The organism is Candidatus Magasanikbacteria bacterium RIFOXYB2_FULL_38_10 (genome assembly GCA_001783145.1).
Classification (GTDB): Bacteria; Patescibacteriota; Patescibacteriia; order Magasanikbacterales; family UBA10003; genus GWC2-40-17.
Genome location: MFQT01000009.1, coordinates 13,696 through 33,495, shown reverse-complemented (window position 1 = coordinate 33,495; position 19,800 = coordinate 13,696). Strand labels below are relative to the sequence as shown.

Annotated in this window: 16 protein-coding genes and 3 tRNA genes; 16 read left to right on the top strand and 3 right to left on the bottom strand. The window is 37.4% G+C overall.

Annotation, left to right across the window (positions count from 1 at the left end):
• Positions 1–23: 23 nt before the first annotated feature.
• The 5 genes from A2294_02470 to A2294_02450 all read left to right on the top strand — a co-directional run bounded on the left by A2294_02470 (position 24) and on the right by A2294_02450 (position 4,736).
• Positions 24–1,439 (top strand): hypothetical protein, encoded by a 1,416-nt coding sequence (locus tag A2294_02470; GenBank protein OGH85807.1) that lies wholly within the window; start codon positions 24–26, stop codon positions 1,437–1,439.
• Positions 1,440–1,469: 30 nt separating this feature from the next.
• Positions 1,470–2,786 (top strand): hypothetical protein, encoded by a 1,317-nt coding sequence (locus A2294_02465; GenBank protein ID OGH85806.1) that lies wholly within the window; start codon positions 1,470–1,472, stop codon positions 2,784–2,786.
• On the top strand, positions 2,773–3,465 hold the full coding sequence (locus tag A2294_02460; GenBank protein ID OGH85805.1) for a F420-0--gamma-glutamyl ligase: 693 nt from the start codon (positions 2,773–2,775) through the stop codon (positions 3,463–3,465). Before A2294_02465 ends, A2294_02460 begins: the two co-directional genes overlap by 14 nt.
• Before the next feature lie 91 nt (positions 3,466–3,556).
• Positions 3,557–3,632: transfer RNA gene (locus A2294_02455), tRNA-Ala, on the top strand.
• 1,027 nt (positions 3,633–4,659) lie between these two features.
• Positions 4,660–4,736 (top strand) — tRNA-Pro (locus tag A2294_02450).
• A gap of 45 nt (positions 4,737–4,781) precedes the next feature.
• Here the strand turns inward: A2294_02450 and A2294_02445 are convergent.
• From A2294_02445 to A2294_02435, 3 genes are read right to left on the bottom strand one after another with little or no spacing between them, the layout of a single operon-like run.
• On the bottom strand, positions 4,782–5,585 hold the full coding sequence (locus A2294_02445; GenBank protein ID OGH85804.1) for an ABC transporter: 804 nt from the start codon (positions 5,583–5,585) through the stop codon (positions 4,782–4,784).
• A 1-nt stretch (position 5,586) separates the two neighbouring features.
• On the bottom strand, positions 5,587–6,357 hold the full coding sequence (locus tag A2294_02440) for an ABC transporter ATP-binding protein (protein OGH85803.1): 771 nt from the start codon (positions 6,355–6,357) through the stop codon (positions 5,587–5,589).
• A gap of 21 nt (positions 6,358–6,378) precedes the next feature.
• A complete protein-coding gene (locus tag A2294_02435) occupies positions 6,379–7,323 on the bottom strand; it encodes a hypothetical protein (GenBank protein ID OGH85802.1) in 945 nt (314 codons plus the stop codon).
• 170 nt (positions 7,324–7,493) lie between these two features.
• Here A2294_02435 and A2294_02430 point away from each other — a divergent pair, with 170 nt between their 5' ends.
• The 11 genes from A2294_02430 (at position 7,494) to A2294_02380 (ending at position 19,788) form a co-directional block, all read left to right on the top strand.
• Positions 7,494–7,766, top strand: coding sequence for a hypothetical protein (locus A2294_02430; protein OGH85801.1), 273 nt, complete (start codon positions 7,494–7,496; stop codon positions 7,764–7,766).
• 3 nt (positions 7,767–7,769) lie between these two features.
• A complete protein-coding gene (locus A2294_02425) occupies positions 7,770–9,131 on the top strand; it encodes a hypothetical protein (protein OGH85800.1) in 1,362 nt (453 codons plus the stop codon).
• Between the two features lie 29 nt (positions 9,132–9,160).
• Positions 9,161–9,529 (top strand): hypothetical protein, encoded by a 369-nt coding sequence (locus A2294_02420; protein ID OGH85799.1) that lies wholly within the window; start codon positions 9,161–9,163, stop codon positions 9,527–9,529.
• A 2-nt stretch (positions 9,530–9,531) separates the two neighbouring features.
• Positions 9,532–11,718, top strand: coding sequence for a copper-translocating P-type ATPase (locus tag A2294_02415; protein OGH85798.1), 2,187 nt, complete (start codon positions 9,532–9,534; stop codon positions 11,716–11,718).
• A 14-nt stretch (positions 11,719–11,732) separates the two neighbouring features.
• Positions 11,733–12,428: a hypothetical protein gene (locus tag A2294_02410; protein OGH85797.1), complete on the top strand. Its 696-nt coding sequence runs from the start codon at positions 11,733–11,735 to the stop codon at positions 12,426–12,428.
• Between the two features lie 54 nt (positions 12,429–12,482).
• Complete coding sequence (locus A2294_02405; GenBank protein ID OGH85796.1) at positions 12,483–14,939, top strand: magnesium-translocating P-type ATPase; 2,457 nt, start codon at positions 12,483–12,485, stop codon at positions 14,937–14,939.
• Position 14,940: 1 nt separating this feature from the next.
• Positions 14,941–15,984, top strand: a complete 1,044-nt coding sequence (locus A2294_02400; GenBank protein OGH85795.1) for a hypothetical protein — start codon at positions 14,941–14,943, stop codon at positions 15,982–15,984.
• Position 15,985: 1 nt separating this feature from the next.
• Positions 15,986–16,375 (top strand): hypothetical protein, encoded by a 390-nt coding sequence (locus A2294_02395; protein ID OGH85794.1) that lies wholly within the window; start codon positions 15,986–15,988, stop codon positions 16,373–16,375.
• 96 nt (positions 16,376–16,471) lie between these two features.
• Complete coding sequence (locus A2294_02390) at positions 16,472–17,017, top strand: hypothetical protein (GenBank protein ID OGH85793.1); 546 nt, start codon at positions 16,472–16,474, stop codon at positions 17,015–17,017.
• Between the two features lie 3 nt (positions 17,018–17,020).
• Positions 17,021–19,543, top strand: a complete 2,523-nt coding sequence (locus A2294_02385; GenBank protein OGH85792.1) for a hypothetical protein — start codon at positions 17,021–17,023, stop codon at positions 19,541–19,543.
• 173 nt (positions 19,544–19,716) lie between these two features.
• Positions 19,717–19,788 (top strand) — tRNA-Gly (locus A2294_02380).
• Positions 19,789–19,800: the final 12 nt, after the last annotated feature.

The window sequence follows — 19,800 nt, the reverse complement described above, 5'->3', positions numbered from 1 at the left end:
CTATATACTAAAATCAATTCACTATGTCTTTAACCAAAGCTGTCAGGCATACTCTAATTCAACTTACAGGCCGAGCTTTTTCCACTCTTTTTGGGGTGGTGGCTTTGGGAGTAATTACCCGTTATTTGGGCCAGGAACAGTTTGGTTGGTACACCACCATTACCGTCTTTTTACAATTTTTTGGTATCTTGGCGGATTTTGGCCTTACTTTAATTACCGCTCAAATGCTTGCCCAACCTGGGGCCGACGAGACTAAAATAACCTCCAATCTTTTTTCTTTGCGTTTGTTTATCTCAACTGTTTTTTTTGGTAGTGCCTTAATTTTAGTTTGGTTTTTTCCTTATCCTTTAATTATCAAATGGGGAGTTTGGGTTTACGCCGCTTCTTTGTTTGCTATCACTTTGCAGAATATTTTTGTGGGTTTTTATCAAAAACATACCCAAATGGAGCGCGTAGCCTGGGGAGATGTTTTAGGTCGGGGTTTAATTTTGGCTGGTTACATCCTCTGCGCAATTTTGAAGTTAAATATCTTGCTAATTTTAGCGGTGAGCGTGGTGGCTAATTTGGCTCAGCTTATTTTGTTGTGGAGTGGCGTAACTAAATTTGTTAAGATAAAATTTTCTTTTGATAAAGAGATTTATAAAGAAGCTTTAACGCGCAGCTGGCCCATAGCCATTTCCATTGCTTTTAATTTATTATATTTAAAAGCCGATACTTTAATTTTGTCGGTAATTAGGCCGCAAACAGAGGTTGGTTTATATGGCGCGGCTTACCGCGTAATTGATGTTTTGACTTCCATCCCCACTATTTTTATGGGGATTATGTTGCCGCTTTTAACCTCTTCTTGGATTTTGCAAAATAAAGAAGAATATTCCAAATATTTCCGCCGTGCTTTTGATTTGATGTCCCTTGCGGCCTGGCCTTTGCTTATTGGCGGTGTTATTTTATCTTCTCGCATTATGTCTTTTGTGGCCGGACAGAATTTTTCCGCCTCGGGAAATTATTTGCAAATTCTTTTAGTGGCCATGTTTTGCATTTTTTTTGGCGTAATCAGCGCTCACGCCATTTTATCTTTGAACAAGCAAAAACAAATGATTAAATGGTATTTGTTGGATGCTGTTTTATCTTTGGCCGGTTATTTTATTTTTATTCCGCAATTTGGCGCTTACGGGGCGGCTTGGGTGACGGTTTTTTCTGAAGCTTTTATTATGTTAGTTACTTATATTGTGGTGATAAAAACCACTGGTATTTGGCCGGGTTTAAAAATTAGTTTTAAAAGTTTGGCAGCTTCTTTAATAATGGCGGTGGCTGTTATCTTTTTGCAATCTTATAATTTTATTTTTATTTTATCGGCCGCGATTATAACTTATTTTGCAGTTTTGTATTTATTACGGGGGATTACCAAAAAGATGTTTTTGGCTTTATTTAAACAAGATTGATATACTATAAATATAATTAAATGAATCTGTATGTCTCTTTTTTTTATCTTTGTTCTTATTATCTTTTTTCTCTTGTTTGTTTTTCTTTTAAACAAAAATTTGCTTTGGGGGCTTATTTTGATTTCCGCCTTTTTGCCATCTTATTTAATCCGTTATACAATTTTTGGTTTGCCCACTACGGTTTTAGAAGGAATGGTCTTATTAACTTTTGTTGCCTGGGTAATTAAGCATGGCGCACAATGGGGGGGTGTCACCAAGAATTTTTTAAAACGTCAGGCCTTATCTTATCCATTTAACCGTTGGTTTTGGGCCATTATTTTATTTTTGGCTGCGTCAATTTTAGCTGTTTATACCTCTCCTAATCATTTGGCGGCTTTAGGAATTTGGCGGGCTTATTTTTTAGAACCAATTTTATTTTTTTCCGTTTTTATTTCCACTGTTAAAACCCGCGAGGAAATGCTTAAAATAATTTGGGCGCTGGTGCTGGGCGCCATTCCCGCCACTCTTTTAGCTTTGGCCCAAGAATTTACCGGCTGGCTTATTCCCAATCCTTTCTGGCAGAACTGGGCTACGCGCCGCGTCACCAGTTTTTGGGGTTATCCCAACGCTGTGTCTTTATTTTTTGCGCCACTGCTACCCTTTGTAGTTTATCTTTTTGAGCATACTTGGCGTAAGACTAAGGGTTTGTTTTGGCAGGATCTATTTTATTCTTTAATCTTTTTTTTATTTTTTCTGGATATTATTTTTGCCCGTTCTATGGGTGGGTTAACGGCCGTGGCGGGGACATTATTAATTTTTGGTTTGGTTTTTCGTCGCACCAGAAAGATAACTTTGATTATTGTGATTATTGCCGGCTGTTTGGCGTTTTTAACGCCTTTAAAAAATTCTTTGCAGGAAGAGTTTTTTTTGCAGGGTGTTTCCGGAAATTTGCGGGTGAACATGTGGGGTGAAACAGTGGAAATGCTACGCAGTCGTCCTATTTTGGGCGCGGGACTCGCCGCTTATCAGAGCGCCGTGGCACCCTATCACATTTTAAATTGGGCCGAAATTTATTTGTATCCGCATGACATCTTTTTAAATTTTTGGTCTGAAGTAGGTTTACCGGGCCTTATTGCTTTTTTGTGGCTGGTATTGTTGTTTGGCCGAGCCGGTTGGAGGCTTTTAAAAGTCCGCCAAGGCGATGATCTGTGGTTAGTGGAAACATTGCTTGCTTCCATGAGTATAATTTTAATTCAAGGCTTGGTAGATGTGCCCTACTTTAAAAATGATTTGGCAATTTTCTTTTGGATATTAATGGGTCTGATGGCTTTAAATTTTAAATTTTCTTCCCAATATGCTCATTCCTAATCCTGGAAAAAATTTATCTATTGAAGTTGAGGGAAAAAAATATGATCGCTTTCCGATTAAAACTCCGGTGATTAAAAAAGGGGACGATTTGGTAGTGATAATTAAAAACGGGACCGGGCAATATTTAGAGTCAGGTGATTTTATTTTTATCAGTGAAAAAATTGTGGCCATTAGTCAGGGTCGCGCCTATCCCATCAGCGAGATTAAACCATCTTGGATGGCTAAATTTTTAGTCAGGTTTGTTTATAAATCTCCCTACGGAATCGGTTTGGGTAGCCCGTGGACAATGGAATTGGCTGTGCGCGAAGTGGGTTACTTTAGAATTTTATTTGCCGCCTTACTGGCCGCTTTTACCAAGCCTTTAGGAATTCGCGGCGTGTTTTATTTGGTGGCTGGACGGGAGGTGGCGGCAATTGATGGACCCTGCTCTTACACCTTGCCGCCGTATAACAAGTACGCCAAACTTGGTCCGGCCAAGCCCCATAAAGTGGCTCAATTTTTAAAAGAAAAATTAGGACACGAAGTAATTATTATTGATGCTAATGACTTGGGGGTGAATGTTTTGGGCAAGTCTAACCGGGAGATTAAAGATGCTTGGACTAAAGCCATTTTTAAAGATAACCCCCTGGGCCAGACTAATGAACAAACACCTGTGTGCATTGTAAGGGAGTTAAAGTAAAGCTAAACAGCTAAAAACAGCAGGTTTGACAATTAAGTTAAATTGTAGTATTATTAGGACTAGTTAAATTGTAAATTAAACCGTAGCGCAAGGGCCGTTAGCTTAGTTGGTAGAGCGCCACATTTGCAATGTGGAGGTCAGCGGTTCGAATCCGCTACGGTCCACCAATACCTTTTTGCCGAGGTAGCTCAGTGGTAGAGCGAAGGACTGAATTTTCGGTCCATCCTATAGTAATATGGGATTAAAAATCGGGTGAATTCGGGGAAACCCTCCAGTAAGAGGGTAATCCCGAGCCAAGCCAAGATGGGTTAAAATATCTTGGAAGGTGTAGAGACTAGGAAGTGAGTCCCAACAATAATCTTCCAAAAAGCGCCCGACACCCTTTGGGGTGATGATATAGTCCGATCCTTGAAGTAATTCAAGAAAAAAACAAGGAAAATCCTTGCGTCGAGAGTCCGATTCTCTCCCTCGGCATTTGATAAAGTATAAAACCCATGATATAATACCATGTGTGGTAATTATCATGGGTTTTAAATTTTATGGATATTAAACAAGAAGCTAAAAGATTGAGAATAAAAGGATTATCTTATAATGTGATTTCCCGTAAACTCCTTGTTCCTAAGGGCACTTTAAGTTATTGGTTCAAAAAAGATCAACGATTTAAAAAAATTACAGAAAAAAATGTAAAAGCTGCAAATTTTAATGCAGCAATTAATATCACTAAATATAATAAAAAACGTTCAATTATTGCTAGAGAAAAATGGTTGGAAATAGAAAAACAGGCACAAAAGGAAATTTCTAAAATAAGTAAAGATGATTTATTTTTGATTGGAGTATCTTTATATTGGGCAGAAGGTTATAAAAGAGGTAATTGGAATGTTGTTTTTACTAATTCTGATTCAGACATGAATGTTATAATGCTAAGATTTTTTAGGGTTTGTTGTTTCGTCCCTAAGGAAAAAATTAGGTTGCATTTACAAGTACATCAGAAGGATCAGGTAGAAAAATCCATTAATTTTTGGGCAAATAAGCTAAAGATGCCGCGAAAATTTTTTTTAAAAACTACTATTCAAAAAAATGTAATTAAAAAAAATACAAAACGCCGTCTGCCTTATGGGACTTTACGAATTAAGATAAATGATGTAATATTAGTGAATAAAATAAGAGGGTGGATTAAAGGGCTTATTTTAAGTTCGGGCTGTGGCTCAGTTGGCTAGAGCGTCTGCTTTGGGAGCAGAAGGTCGCGAGTTCGAGTCTCGCCAGCCCGACCAACTTAAACTTTTTTCAAATTCATAAAAGACCCCGCATGGGGTCTTTTAAAGTTTTTTGTAGATTAAGGCCAGTATAAAGAAAAGGGCGTTAAGAAGTACAATCGTGGCGCCACTGGGCCAGTTTAAGAAAAAAGAAATTGTAATTCCCAAGACTACGGAAATTAAAGCCGTACAGCAAGCTAGGACAATAGCAATTTTAAATCCTTTGGCAATTTGTAGGGAAGTGACAGCCGGCAAAATTAAAAGTGCGGAAACCAACATTACTCCCACCATTTTAACTGCTAAAACCACAGTCACGGCCGTGAGGGCGGAAATAATAATGTTGATGTATTCTGTTTTTATGCCGGTAGTTTTGGCATACTCTTCATCAAAAGTAGCGGAAAATAAATCCCAATAATATAAATAAATAATGATTAAAACAATGGCCGATAAAATAACGGAGAGGATTACTTCGCTCAGGGCAATGGATAAAATATTGCCAAAGAGGTAGCTGAAAAGATCCACGTTAAAACCGTTAGAAAGACTGGCTAATAAAACTCCGCCGGCAATGCCTACGGCCGAGACAATGCCAATAGCCGCATCGCCGTAAATTTTAGCTTTTTCCGTGATTTTTAAAATAATATAAGAGCTTAATATTACTAAGGGAACGGCGATATGGAAAGGATAGATTCCTAAAAAAATGCCCAAAGCAATGGCGCCAAAACTTACATGTGATAAACCGTCACCGATTAAGGACATTTTGCGTAAAACTAAGAATATTCCTAAAGCCGCGCAAATAATTGCCACAAAAGATCCGGCTAAGAAAGCCCTTTGTATAAAAGAATATTGTAAAAAATTAATAAATTCCATATTAGTTTTGATGTTTGTGCTCGTGCAGATGTTGATGGCAGATAATATGTTGTTCATGTCCAAAGTATGATCCCATATCAGTTGATGTGCAGAATTCGGAAAATTTGCCGAAGTAAACCAATTTTTTATCTAAATATAATAATTTTTGAGCGTATTGACCAATATAACCGGTATCATGGGTAATTAGGATTATGGCGATTTTATTATTTTGATTAAGTCCGCTTATTATTTGGAAAAAAGATTCTCGCGATTCCGGATCTAAGGCGGTGGAGGGCTCGTCCAAAATTAGTAGTTGCGGTTTAGAAATCAAAGCTCGTGCCAAGAGAATTTTTTGCTGCTGTCCCCCGGAAAGTTCACTGATCATTTTTTTTCTCAAATCAGAAATTTTAAATTGTTCTAAAATTTCATCAACGCGTTCATGTTCTTTTTTGCCAATTACTTTGGGCCATTTTTTGGATGGCAGAATTCCCAGCATTAAAATTTCTTCAACTGTGGCTGGAAAAAGAGTGCTGATAATGGCCGATTTTTGTGGCAGATAGCCGATTTTTTGCCAAGCAGAGAATTTTTTTTGTGGCTGATCAAAAATTTTCATCTCCCCATTGGCTAAAGGAATTAACCCTAAAACAGCTTTAATCAGTGTTGTTTTTCCTGCTCCGTTGGGTCCGGCGAGACCAATATAATCACCTTGGTTAATTTCAAAACTTACATTGTGTAAAGCTGGGGTTTTGCCGTAATTGACACAAATTTTATTAGCTTTTAAGATAACAGACATAAATTTAAAATTTTGATAATTTTAATGGGGGTCAATTTCCGAACAATCCAATCCAGTCTTTAAATTTTTTAAATTTTTTTCCATTAAAGATAAAAAAGTTTCTCCTTTTAAAAAATCATTTTTAGAAAGATTGTGACCCGCATTTAACAGGAGCATTTTAGTGCGGGTCTCCTGGGCTAGGGTTTCAGAAATTTTGGGGCTGGTAAGCTCTTCGTAAAAAATGTATTTAATTTTATTTTTTTTGATCTGTTCAATTAATTTTATCAAATCTTGAGCGGTAGGTTCGGCATCAGGGGCCAGGCCCTGGGCGGCCAAATAATTAAGTCCGTAGCGTTTGGCCAAGTAGCCTAGGGCATAGTGTCCGCCATAAACTAAAGTCTTATTTTGACAGGTGCTTAAGTAGCTTTGGTATTTTTCATCTAAATTATTTAATTGAGAAGAAAAAGAGGCAAAATTATTTTGATAAAAAGTTTCATTAGAGGGATCTTTTGTCTGCAAAGCCTCTAGAATATTTTTAGCCATTATCCTATCGTTATCAAAATCAAGCCAAATATGGGGATCGGAAGCTCCTGCCGGCTCATCAGAATCGTGGAAAACCGCATCAATCAACCGAACTCCGTTGCTATCATCTACCACTAATAAATTTTTGTTAGTGGATCCTTTGATTATTTCCGCTACCCAAGGTTCCATAAATTTGCCGGTAAAAACAAAAATATCCGCTGTGTTTATGTTGGCAATATCACTGGGGGTTGGTTCAAAAGAATGAGGCTCTACTCCGGGTGGCAAAAGCAAAGTAACTTCAGTTTTGTCTTGGCCAATGTTTTTGGCAAAATCGTATAAAGGAAAAAGGGTGGTGATGATTTTGATTTTACCCGTTTGAGGCCGGAGCCGTTCAATTTTGTTTAGGCTGTAAAAGAGGGCCAAGATGAGCGCCAAAATTAAAGCCCCAAAAAGAATTTTTTTCATAAGCTTGTTGGCTATATTGTATAGGATAAAAGTTTTTTTTTCAATCTTTGTAGGGGATGCTATAAAGGAGGCAACAAGTTGGGTATTTGACATGTGGAAAAATAGGGGATATACTATACCTATACCTGGGGTGGGGGTATATTAATAAATAATTTAAATTAAGAAAATTTATGCAAAATTACAAAGAAAAGGCTTTGATTAGTTTTAAAAAGGCCAACAGCTTATTAGCCAAAATTGTTCAAATGACAGAAGACGGCGAATATTGCATCAATATTATGCAACAGAACTTGGCGGTGATTGGTCTTTTAAAATCAGCGCATCAGATGCTAATGGAGAACCATTTGGCTTCTTGTTTTACTTCGGCTGTCTCTTCCGACAATAATAAACGTAAACAGGAAATGATAGAAGAAATTTTAACTGTCACCAAATTATTTAATAAGTAAAATATGAGTTCAACTAAGAAATTTGAATTTATTTATAAAGTCAAGGGTATGCATTGCGCTTCCTGTGAAATTTTATTAGAAAAAAAAATTATTGAAATTCCCGGTGTCACCTCGGTTGACGCTTCGGTTGGCAAAGGGGAAGTTAAAATTACTTACACGTCGGGTCGGCCGACAATAGACAAATTAAACGCATTTTTTAAGGTTGATGGTTATCAATTTTCTGATTTGGGTTTTAAAAAAGAAAATTCCGGCGGTTGGGGTAAAAATTTTTTGCTAGTCATAATCATTATTTTGGCCTTTCTTTATCTTAATCGTTTAGGTTTCAGTTCTCTTGTTAATGTTAATTCGTCTTCTAATTTGGCGGGTTTTTTTATTTTTGGAATTTTAGCTGGTCTATCTACTTGTGCCGCTTTGGTGGGGGGCCTTGTTTTATCCATGTCTAAACATTGGGCTAACGCCTATGCTTCCAATTCCGGATTATGGCAAAAAATGCACCCGCACTTTATGTTTAATGCGGGCCGTCTTTTTTCCTATGGTTTAGGAGGAATGGTTTTGGGCGCCATTGGCGGTAAATTACAAGTTTCCCCAAGCTTTACCGGCATATTAGTTTTGTCTGTTTCCATTCTGATGGTCCTTTTGGGATTGCAAATGATGGGTTTAAGTTATTTTCAAAAATTTCAAATAAGAATGCCTCGTTTTATCACCCGCCAAGTTTCTGATGAAAATAATTTTAGCGGCAAAAAAATGCCTTTTCTTTTAGGCGCCGGGACTTTCTTTTTGCCTTGTGGTTTTACCGTCACTTCCCAGGGAGTAGCTTTGTTGTCCGGATCCTTTTGGCAAGGCGGTTTAATCATGTTGTTTTTTGCTTTAGGCACGGCTCCGATGTTATTTCTTATTGGGTTATCTAGCGTCAAGTTTGTTTCGCGTCCGCATACGGCCGCAAAATTTTTAAAGACTGCCGGCCTTTTGGTTTTGTTTTTTGCCCTTTTCAACATCAATGCCCAGTTTAATGTTTTGGGCTGGCCCAGTATTTCTGATTGGTTTAATAGCGGTTCTCCAACTAAAGCCAGGCCAACGACTTTGATTGAGGGTGAGCAGGTGATTAAAATGGAAGCTTCTGCTTCGGGTTATCAGCCGGACTATTTTAAAATTAAAGTAGGTGTGCCGGTAAGATGGGAAATTAAAGACACCGGAACCAGCGGTTGCACCAACGCCGTCATTGCCAGAGGACTTTTTTCCGGACAAATTGATTTAAAGCCCGGCAAAACAGCAATTAAAAAGTTCACCCCTTTAAGGGTTGGGCGCTACAAATTTAGTTGTTGGATGGGCATGATTAACGGCATAATTGATGTGGTGGATAGCTAATTTAATCAAATTTTAATTTAATTAAAAATATGAAAATAACCGGTTTAATTTTAATCTTACTGATTATTGCCGCCTTTTGTTTATGGGTTTGGAAAACTAAAAGAAAAAAAGGTACAGAGCCATTTAAGGAGGATGGTGCTCAAATTTTTAATATTTTAGTTAAAGGAGTCTATTCGCCGGATGTTCTTAGAGCCAAACTTGGTAAAAAAATATGGATAAATTTTAAACGAGAAGAATCTGCGGATTGTTCCAGGTTTGTTAATTTTCCCGATTGGCACATTAGAAAAGAACTGCCTGAAGGCGAAATTGTAACGGTAGAATTATCAGTGGATAAAAAAGGCGTTTTTACTTTCACTTGTGATATGTCCATGTATCAAGGAAAACTAATAATTGAATAAATATGTCTAAAAAAAATTCCGTTTCCGCGGCCAAACAAACTTATAATATAGAAGGCATGCATTGCGCTTCGTGCGCTCTTCTCATAGAGAATAATTTAAAAAATGTGGCCGGTATAAAAAAAGCTACGGTTAATTTTGCCACCCAGAAAGCTACGGTGGAATTTGACGGCGATAGAAGTTTAGATGAAGAAGTTGTGTCCGCCGTTGGGAAAATCGGCTACAAGGCTTTTCTTGGCAGTGATGACGAGGCTGATGAAAATTATAAAAGGAGAGAAAAAGAAATTAAAAAAGAAAGAAATTTATTTTTATTAAGTTTGGTTTTAACTTTGCCGGTGGTGATTTTGAGCATGATTTTGGTTGATAAGTCGTTTAATAGCAAGGTGGTGCAATCCATTTTGGCTGGAGTGGTGCAGTTTTTCATTGGCTGGCGTTTTTATCGTGGAACTTATTACGCATTTAAAAATGGCAGTGCCAATATGGACACTTTAATTGCCGTTGGCACCAGCGCCGCTTATTTTTACAGTATCGCCGCCACCTATTTTATAGAAGGGGAAATTTTTTACGAAACCTCGGCCCTGCTTATCACTTTTGTGGTTTTGGGCAAATGGTTGGAGGCGAGAGTTAAAGGCAAAGCCAGCGAAGCTATAAAAAAACTTTTGGGGCTTCAAGCTAAAACCGCCCGCGTAATTCGTGATGGTGCGGAAAAAGACATACCTCTTAAAGAGGTGGTGGTTGGCGACATCATTATTGTTAGACCGGGGGAAAAAATTCCGGTTGACGGACAGATTTTAGAGGGTTATTCCAGCGTTGATGAATCTATGATTTCCGGAGAAAGCTTGCCGTTGGAAAAAAAGGCCGAGGACTTTGTAATCGGGGCGACTATTAATAAAACCGGGAGTTTTAAATTCAGAGCCACTAAAATCGGTAAGGATACGGTTTTGGCCCAAATTATTAAGGTGGTGGAAGAGGCGCAAAGTTCCAAAGCGCCAATACAGAAATTTGCCGATTTGGTTTCCGGTTACTTTGTGCCGGCAGTGGTGGCCCTGGCTTTGATTACATTTGTGAGTTGGTTTTTTTTAGCAAACTCTCCTTTTTTAATAGCTTTGATGTCCTTTACCGCCGTTTTAGTAATTGCCTGTCCCTGTGCTTTGGGATTGGCTACACCCACCTCAATTATGGTGGGTACCGGTAAGGGAGCGGAAAATGGGATTTTGATTAAAGGCGGTGAAGCGTTGGAAGTTGCCAATAAAATTAAAGTAATTGTTTTTGATAAAACAGGCACTTTAACCAAAGGACAGCCTGAGGTCACCAATTTGATTGTTGGTGAAGGGTGGGAAGAAGACCGTTTATTACAGATCGCCGCTTCTTTAGAGAAGTTATCCGAACATCCTTTGGCCGAAGCCGTGGTAAAAAAGGCTAAAACAGAAAAAGCGGAATTTTTATCCGTTAATAATTTTCAGGCCGTACCCGGACACGGCGTCAAGGGTGATATAGGAGGAGTCAGCTATTTTCTGGGCAATAAAAAATTATCAGAAAATAACGGATCTGTTATTGGTGAAAAAGAAATTGGTATTATTGCCAATTTAGAAAATGAAGGGAAGACGGTAATGCATCTTACGGCAGATTCCAAATTGCTGGGATTGATTGCCGTGGCCGATACTTTAAAGGAGACCTCTAAAGAAGCTATCAATAAATTACAGCAGATGAAAATTAGAACTATCATGATTACCGGCGATAACAAAAGAACCGCCGAATCCATTGCCAGGCAATTGGGAATTGATGAAGTCTTGGCCGAAGTTTTGCCGGAAGATAAAGCCAAAGAGGTGATTAAATTGCAACAGAGCGGTCAAAAAGTAGCCATGGTGGGAGATGGCATCAATGATGCTCCGGCCTTGGCCGCTTCTAATCTGGGAATCGTTATGGGGTCGGGTACGGATATTGCCATTGAAGCAGGCGGAATTGTTTTGGTTAAAAATGACCTGCGCGATGTTGTTAAAGCTATTAAATTAAGCAAAGCTACAATGAGAAAAATCAAACAAAATATGTTTTGGGCGTTGTTTTACAACAGCGTTGGTATTCCTATTGCCGCTCTGGGTCTGTTAAGGGCCGAATTTGCCGGATTAGCTATGGCTTTAAGCAGCGTTTCCGTAGTTTTAAATTCTTTGCTTTTAAAAAGAATTAAATTTTAATAAATTGATTGCTTATGAAAATACATCGTTTTTTCATGGAACAAAATTTAAAGGAAGAACAAGTAGTTTTAGGAGATAAAGAAATAATTCATCAAATTGAAGATGTTTTAAAGTTGCAATCCGGCGAGTCTATTGTTTTATTTAACGGTGATGGTTTTGAATATCAAGGTAAAATAAAAGAGTTGAATCGAGAGGAGATAGTTTTAAAAGAAATAAAAAAGACGGCTAACAATGTAAGGGCTAAAAATCAGGTAACTCTTTTTTGCGCGGTTTTAAAAAAGGAAAATTTTGAATTGGTTGTTCAAAAAGCCGCCGAAGTAGGGGTGACAAAAATTATTCCTCTAATTACGGAAAGAACCATAAAATTAAATCTTAATTTAGAACGATTAAAAAAAATAATTAAAGAAGCAACTGAGCAGTCAGGTAGAAATATCTTGCCAGAAATTACCAAACCTTTGTCTTTTAAGCAGGTTTTGGATGGACTTAAAAAAGAAGATATTAATTTATTTTTTGATATCACAAAAGATACGGATGCTTTTCCTAAGGTACAGGGTCGTTTAGTTAATATTTTTATTGGACCAGAGGGCGGCTGGACAGATAATGAAAGGAAGCTGTCCAGTGATTACTATTTTAAAGAAGTTAATCTGGGGCCAGCTGTTTTACGGGCAGAAACCGCTGCAATTATTGCTACTTACTTAGCGGCCAATTGATTTCCAATTTAAGGAGAAAGTGCTAAAATAGAAGCATTAGGCTTCTATTTTAATATGGAAAATATTTTAGGCTTAAGCGGCATTGAAGCATCCTTTCGGCTCAAAAAGTTCGGAGAAAATATTGTGAAACAAAAGAAAAAAATTAATTTTTTTCTTTTGTTTCTTAAAAAATTTAACAGTCCGCTTTTAATCCTTTTAATTTTTGTTTCTTTGGTTTCCTTTTTTTTGGGTGAGAGCGTTAATGCAATTATTATTTTGGTAATGGTTTTTGTTTCGGCGGTTTTAGATTTTTTCAACACTTTTAAATCGGAAAAAGCCGTAGATAAATTGATCAATCGCGTGGTCACTACGGCCACTGTTTGGCGCGATGGGCAAAAAAAAGAAGTAGTTTTAAAAAAAATCGTCCCGGGAGATATTATAGAGCTTACAGCCGGGGACATTATTCCCGGGGATGGCCGTCTTTTAGAGGCTAAGGATTTTTTTGTTAATCAAGCTGCTTTGACGGGCGAATCTTTTCCAGTTGAAAAAAAATCAGAAAAGGGGGAAGAAAGTATGATTTTAATGGGAACCAGTGTGATTGCCGGTCGGGCGATTATGGAAGTGGAAAAAACCGGCCGTTTCACCAAGTACGGAGAAATTGCCGAAAGACTAGAAGCAGGCTCTTTAGAAACTGAATTTGCCAAAGGCCTGCGTCGTTTTAGTTATTTTATTTTAAGAATCACTTTTGTTTTGGTTTTTATTGTTTTTACCGCCAATTATTTTTTGGGTCGTGGTTTTTTTGATTCTTTTCTCTTTGCTTTAGCTATTGCAATTGGGTTAACTCCGGAACTTTTACCAATGATTGTTTCAGTGGCCTTAAGTCACGGTTCCTTAAAAATGGCTAAAAAAGACGTAATAGTTAAAAATCTTTTGGCCATAGAGAATTTTGGCGGCATGAATGTTTTGTGTACTGATAAAACCGGCACTTTAACTAAAGATAAAATTACTTTAATCAAAAATATTGATATTTTAGGTGAGGAAAAAGATGATGTTTTTTTGTATGCCTATTTATCCAGTATGTTTCATACCGGAGTAATTAATCCTTTGGATAAGGCTATAAAAGAATACAAAAAATTAGATATTGACGATTTTAAAAAAATTGATGAAATACCTTTTGATTTTATGCGTCGTCGTAATTCCGTGGTAGTGGAAAAAGACGGTCGCCGTTGGCTTATTAGTAAGGGAGCTCCGGAAAATATGTGGGAACTTTGTCAAGGGGTTTGGGAAAAACCCAATCTTTCCACTATCAATTTGATTGAAAAGGGCCAAGAAACATATCAAAAATTGAGTGCTGATGGTTTTAGGGTTTTAGCCGTAGCCATAAAAGAGATAACAGATTTTAATGATGTTTATGAAAAAGACGTGGAGGACGATTTAATTTTTGTTGGTTTTGCAGCTTTTCTTGACCCCCCTAAAGAAACGGTTAAAGAAGCCATTGGTTCTTTGGAAAAATTGGGAGTAGAAATAAAAATTTTAACCGGGGATAGTGCTATTTTAACTCAAAAAATTTGTCGCGACATTAATTTAGTAATAAAAGGAACTCTAACCGGCGAACAGATGGAAAAAATGACTGAAGAAGAATTGTTGCCCGTGGTTGGGAGAACTACTATTTTTGCCAGAGTGAATCCAATCCAAAAAGAAAAAATAATTTTATTATTAAAAAAAAATAATGTCACTGTGGGTTATTTGGGCGATGGCATTAATGACGCTCCGGCTTTAAAAGCGGCCGATGTGGGTATTTCTGTTAATAACGCCGTGGACGTGGCCAAGGAAACGGCCGATATTATCTTACTTAAGAAAAGTTTGGACGTCTTGAAAGATGGTATTATTGAAGGCCGTAAGACTTTTCAAAATACCTTAAAATACATCATGATGGGCCTAAGCTCCAACTTTGGCAATATGTTTTCTATGACTTTTGTTTCCTTTCTTCTGCCTTTTTTGCCCATGTTGCCGGCACAAATTCTTTTAAATAATTTTTTGTATGATATGTCCCAGCTGTCTTTGGCTACCGACACGGTGGACGAAGAGGCTGTTAAAAAACCTTTGCGTTGGAATTTGCCTTTTATTAGAAAGTATATGTTAATTTTTGGACCAATCAGCTCTTTGTTTGATTTTATCACTTTTGGAGTTTTATTTTGGTTTTTTCATTTTGGAGAAAAACAGTTTCAAACCGGATGGTTTATAGAATCTTTGGCCACGCAAGTTTTTGTCATTTATGTTATCCGCACCCAAAAAATTCCTTTTCTCCGGAGTAGGCCCAGCTTTCTTTTATTTTTTAATACTTTGCTGATAGTGATAATAGCTTGGGCTTTGCCGTATCTTCCCCTTGGCTCTTATTTTTCTTTTACCCCCTTGCCTCTTTTTGCTTTAATTTCTATTGTAATTATAGTAATAGCTTATTTAATTTTGACAGAATTTTTAAAATGCTTGTTTTTTAATAAATCTTTGAGGCATAAACAGTTAGATAATTGATATGGCTAAAATAATTTATGGCGTAGCCGGTGAAGGGTCAGGTCACGCTTCGCGTTCTAAAATTTTGATAGAACATCTTCTCGGCCAAGGCCATCAGGTAAAGGTTGTTTCTCATGATAAGGGTTATGAAAATCTTTCTCCTTATTTTGATGTCTTAAAAATTTCCGGTTTAAGAATGACTTATAAACACAATCAGTTGCATTATGTGGAGACTTTGTTTGCCAATTTACTTAAACTGCCGGGCTTGCAAAGAAGTTTTCAGAAAATTAAAAATTTGATAGAAGAATTTGCGCCTCAAATAATTATTTCTGATTTTGAACCTTTGACGGCTTTAATAGCTCATTTAAAAAATATTTCCCTTATCTCCGTTGATAATCAACACCAGCTGACTAATACAAGATTTTCTTATCCGCGTGAGTATTTGGAAGAGGCTGTTTTAGCCAAAACCGTCTCGCGTTTGATGGTTTATAGAACTAAAGCTTATTTAGTTACATCTTTTTTTAATACGCCGATTACTCACGCCAGAACTTATTTGTTTCCGCCAATTTTAAGACAAGAGGTGTTGGAGGCCAGGCCCAGCCAAGGCAATTTTGTTTTGATTTATGTTAATTCCAATTTTTCCGATTTAGTTGATGTTCTGGAAAAAATTGGCAAGCAATTTGTAGTCTATGGCATTTCCAGCAATAAAAAAATAAAAAACATAACTTTTAAAAAACCAAGCCAAAAAGAATTTTTGGAAGACTTAACTCATTGCCAAGCGGTAATTGCCACGGCCGGACTTTCGCTTATTTCCGAAGCTCTGTATTTGGGCAAACCCTATTTGGCTATTCCGGTTAAGCATCAGTTTGAACAAATTTTGAATGCTTATTATTTGGAAAAACTCGGTTATGGAAAATTTTTAAAAGAAATCACCAGAGAAGGAATAGAATCATTTTTGTTTGATCTTCCTTTTTATGACAGAAATCTGCTAAAATATAAAAGAAGCGACAATAGGCAGATTTTTAATAAATTAGATTCCTTAATTCAAAAATATTCAATTAAATAATATGGAAAATCAAATAAATAAACTGACAATTTTAGTTATTGAAGACGAAAAGCCTTTGCTTGAGGCTGTTAGTATTTCCTTGGAACAATCCGGTTTTAAAGTGGTAAAATCAAGAATTGCCGATCAAGCCCTGCAATATTTAAAAGATGTTGGAATTGTTGACTTGATTTGGTTGGATCATTATTTGTTAGGCGACGACGGGATAAAATTGACTCAAAAGTTAAAACAAGAAGAAAAATTTAAAAATATTCCCATTTTTGTGGTTTCCAACAGTGAAGATCCAGAAAAGAAAAAACAATATTTGGATTTGGGAGTGATTAAATATTTTACTAAATCGGATAGTTCTTTGGAAAAAATTATAGGAGAAATTAAAGAACATTTTAAAAAATAAAGAGGCCGCTCCAACATTGGTTGGGGCGGTTTTAAAATGTTGCTAAAGGGGAACATTTTAGGTACAATTTACTCATATTACTCCCATGCTAACCATATGAATTTAACTTTAATTTTAGGGCCAATGAAAAGCGGTAAAACTTTGGAGTTGATTAGTCGCATTTCTCCTTTAAAATTTATGCCAGTCAAGTTTGCTTTATTTCAGCCCGTTAGAAACGTGCGCGATAACGAGGTGGAATCTCGGGCCGGAGCGGTGCTTTTTGGGCAGAAAATAAAAAATTTAAAAGAAATTTTGGATCATGATTTGGAAATAGTGGGAATTGATGAAGTGCACATGTTTTTGCCGGAAGATATTGAAGCCGTGGAAATTCTTTTAAAAAAACAAGTTCAGGTCATTGTTTCCGGATTAGATATGGATTATAAAGGAAAATTATTTGATACTGTCTCCCGTTTGATTGAACTTGGGCCCAAGGAAATCATATACAAACGTTCGGTCTGTGAAAAATGTTTGCATTATAACGGGGTCTACACGCAAATTTTTAAAAATGAAGATCCGGTGGTGGCAGGCCTGCCTCCTGTTGTGCCGGATGATGGCACTTATAATTACAAACCTGTTTGCCGGGAATGTTTTGTTAAAAGTTAATTTATGGACAATTTAAATTTAGAAAAAATAATAGCCGAGCGCAATACCTTTAAAGGTCTGACTTCTAAAGAAGCAGAGGGTTTTTTAATTGAATATGGTTTAAATTCCCGACCGGCAGTTAAGAAAAAAAATTGGATAAACAGATTGGTAAAAATTATGGGTGAACCCATGATGCTTTTGCTTTTGGCAACAGCCGCGGTTTATTTTTTCTTAGGCGATAAACTGGAAACGTCTATTTTGCTTTTGACTGTCATTCCTATTGGTTTGATGGAATTTTTTCAAGAGCAGAAAACTGATGAGGCCATTGGGGCGCTTGATAAAATGATGGTGCAATACGCGGAAGTTTATAGAGACGGATTTTTAAAAAAGATGGAAATTAAATATATCGTGCCGGGCGATTTAGTTTATTTAACGGCAGGTGATCGTGTGCCGGCTGATGGCATTATTTTAAGTTCTCCCGGAGTTTCCCTTGATGAATCCATTCTGACAGGAGAATCAATTTCGGTTGTTAAATCGGTTTTGTCCGATGGTTTAAAACAGGTAAAAGATGAAAATAAATTATGGCAGGGGACTTTGGTGGTACAAGGTGAGGCTTATTTTTTAACTTTAGCCACAGGGGTCAATACCGCTTATGGCAAAATCGGCAGTTTGATGGAGAAAATTATCAGTCAAAAAACTCCTTTGCAGATGAAAATTTATCGTTTGGTGCGAGTGGTGGCGATTTTTGCGGCTTTTTCCGCTTTACTGATCGGCTTAATTTTGGCTTTAAAACAGGGCTGGACTAGTGGTGTTTTAGGCGGCTTAACAATTGCCATGTCTTTAATTCCGGAAGAATTTCCCATTGTTTTTAGCGTATTTTTGATTATGGGCGTATGGCGCATGACGCGTCAAAAAGCCTTAATTAGGGAAATGGCCATGGTGGAGACCTTGGGTTCGGCTACTGTGATTTGCACTGATAAAACCGGTACTCTAACTCAAGGTACCATGGCTTTAGATTTTATTTATTACGACGGAGAATTAGTTGAAACAAAGAAAGGCCATCTGCATCCGTTGAATTTAAAAGAGATTATTGTGCCCTCTCTTTTGGCATTGGAACAAGTGGCCATTGACCCCATAGAAGTAGAGGTGCAAAATTTTGCCAAAAAAATCGGCATTGATACCCATTCTTTTTTTAGAGAAAGAAAATTATTACAAGACAGTTCTTTTGAATCTAAAACTAAAATGGTTCATCATATGTGGCAGGAACCGGATGAAGAGTGCTATCAATATACTGCCGGAGCGCCGGAATCTGTTATTGCTTACAGTAAATTATCTGAAACAGAAAAACAAAAAATTGAAAAAGCCTATTTAGAAATGGCCGCGGCCGGTTGTCGCGTGGTAGCTATTGCTAAAAGATCTTGCTCCGAGCAAGAGAAAATAATTATTAAAGACTTAGATTTTATTGGTCTTTTGGGAATGAGCGATCCGCCGCGTGAAGGTGTTAAAGAGGCCGTAGATATCTGCCAAAAAGCCGGCATTCGCATTATTATGATAACCGGTGATAATAAATTAACCGCTCATAATATTGCCGAATCAATTGGCTTAAAGCACAGTGAAGAAATTATCAACGGAGAAGATTTAGAAAAAATGTCGCCATTTGCCCTTCGGGAAGCGGTAAAACGCCACGACATTTTTACTCGGGTTCATCCTGAACAAAAATATCTGATTGTAGAAGCTTTACAAAAACAAGGTGAGATAGTGGCGATGACCGGTGATGGGGTTAACGATGCTCCGGCTTTGCGTCAAGCTAATATTGGTATTGCCATGGGGTTAAAAGGCACAGAAGTGGCGCGGGCGGCTTCCGGTATTGTTTTAATGGATGATAATTTTGCGACAATTGTTAATGCAATTAAAGAAGGGCGGCGTGTTTATGATAATTTGCGCCAGGCTTTTGTTTTTTTATTTTCTTTTCATCTGCCTATTGTGGGTTTGGCTTTTTTACCTTTGATGCTGGGCCAATCTTTGGTTTTTTTACCCATTCATATTATTTTTTTAGAATTGATTTGCGATCCCGCCGCGGTTTTGGGGTTTGAAAGAGAATCGCCGCGCCGCAATTTAATGCATCAGCCGCCAAGATCCTCCCAAGAGCCGCTTATTAATCCCCACTTGTGGGCCATAGTTTTTATTCAAGGGATTTCCATTTTGGCTGTTTCTTTTGGATTTTATTACTATTTTGCTCTAGTAATGGGGGACATGGAGTTGGGCCGAACCGCCGCTTTTACTTCTTTGGTTTTATCGCAAATATTTTTAATAATTTTTAGCCGCGAGCCACATCAGGTTAAAACCAATAAATTGTTGTTAGGGATTGTTTTATTAACTTTTGCCTTGGTATTCTTGATTGTGGAAGTGCCAATTTTGAGAAAAATTTTTCATTTGGTGGAATTATCTTGGTTTGAACTGGGTTTAATTGTTAGTGTTTCTATGGCCGTGGCTTTTTCTTTACGTATTTTACGAATGGTCAAAAGGAAACTGTGCCTTGCTTTTTAAAAAGAGTTTGTTATAATGTTAGGCGTCGCGGGTATATTTTCGTATACCCACTCGTTCGGAAAAGATATCCAAGCTTGCTTGGCCGCCTTATTCCTCATTTCGCGGGTATACTCCGTATATCCGCTCGTTCGCAGAAAATAGACAAACAAGTTTGTCTGCTTTCTGCTCACTTCGCGGGTATAGTATAATGGCTATTATTACAGCTTTCCAAGCTGAAGATGCGGGTTCGATTCCCGCTACCCGCTCATTCAAAATTT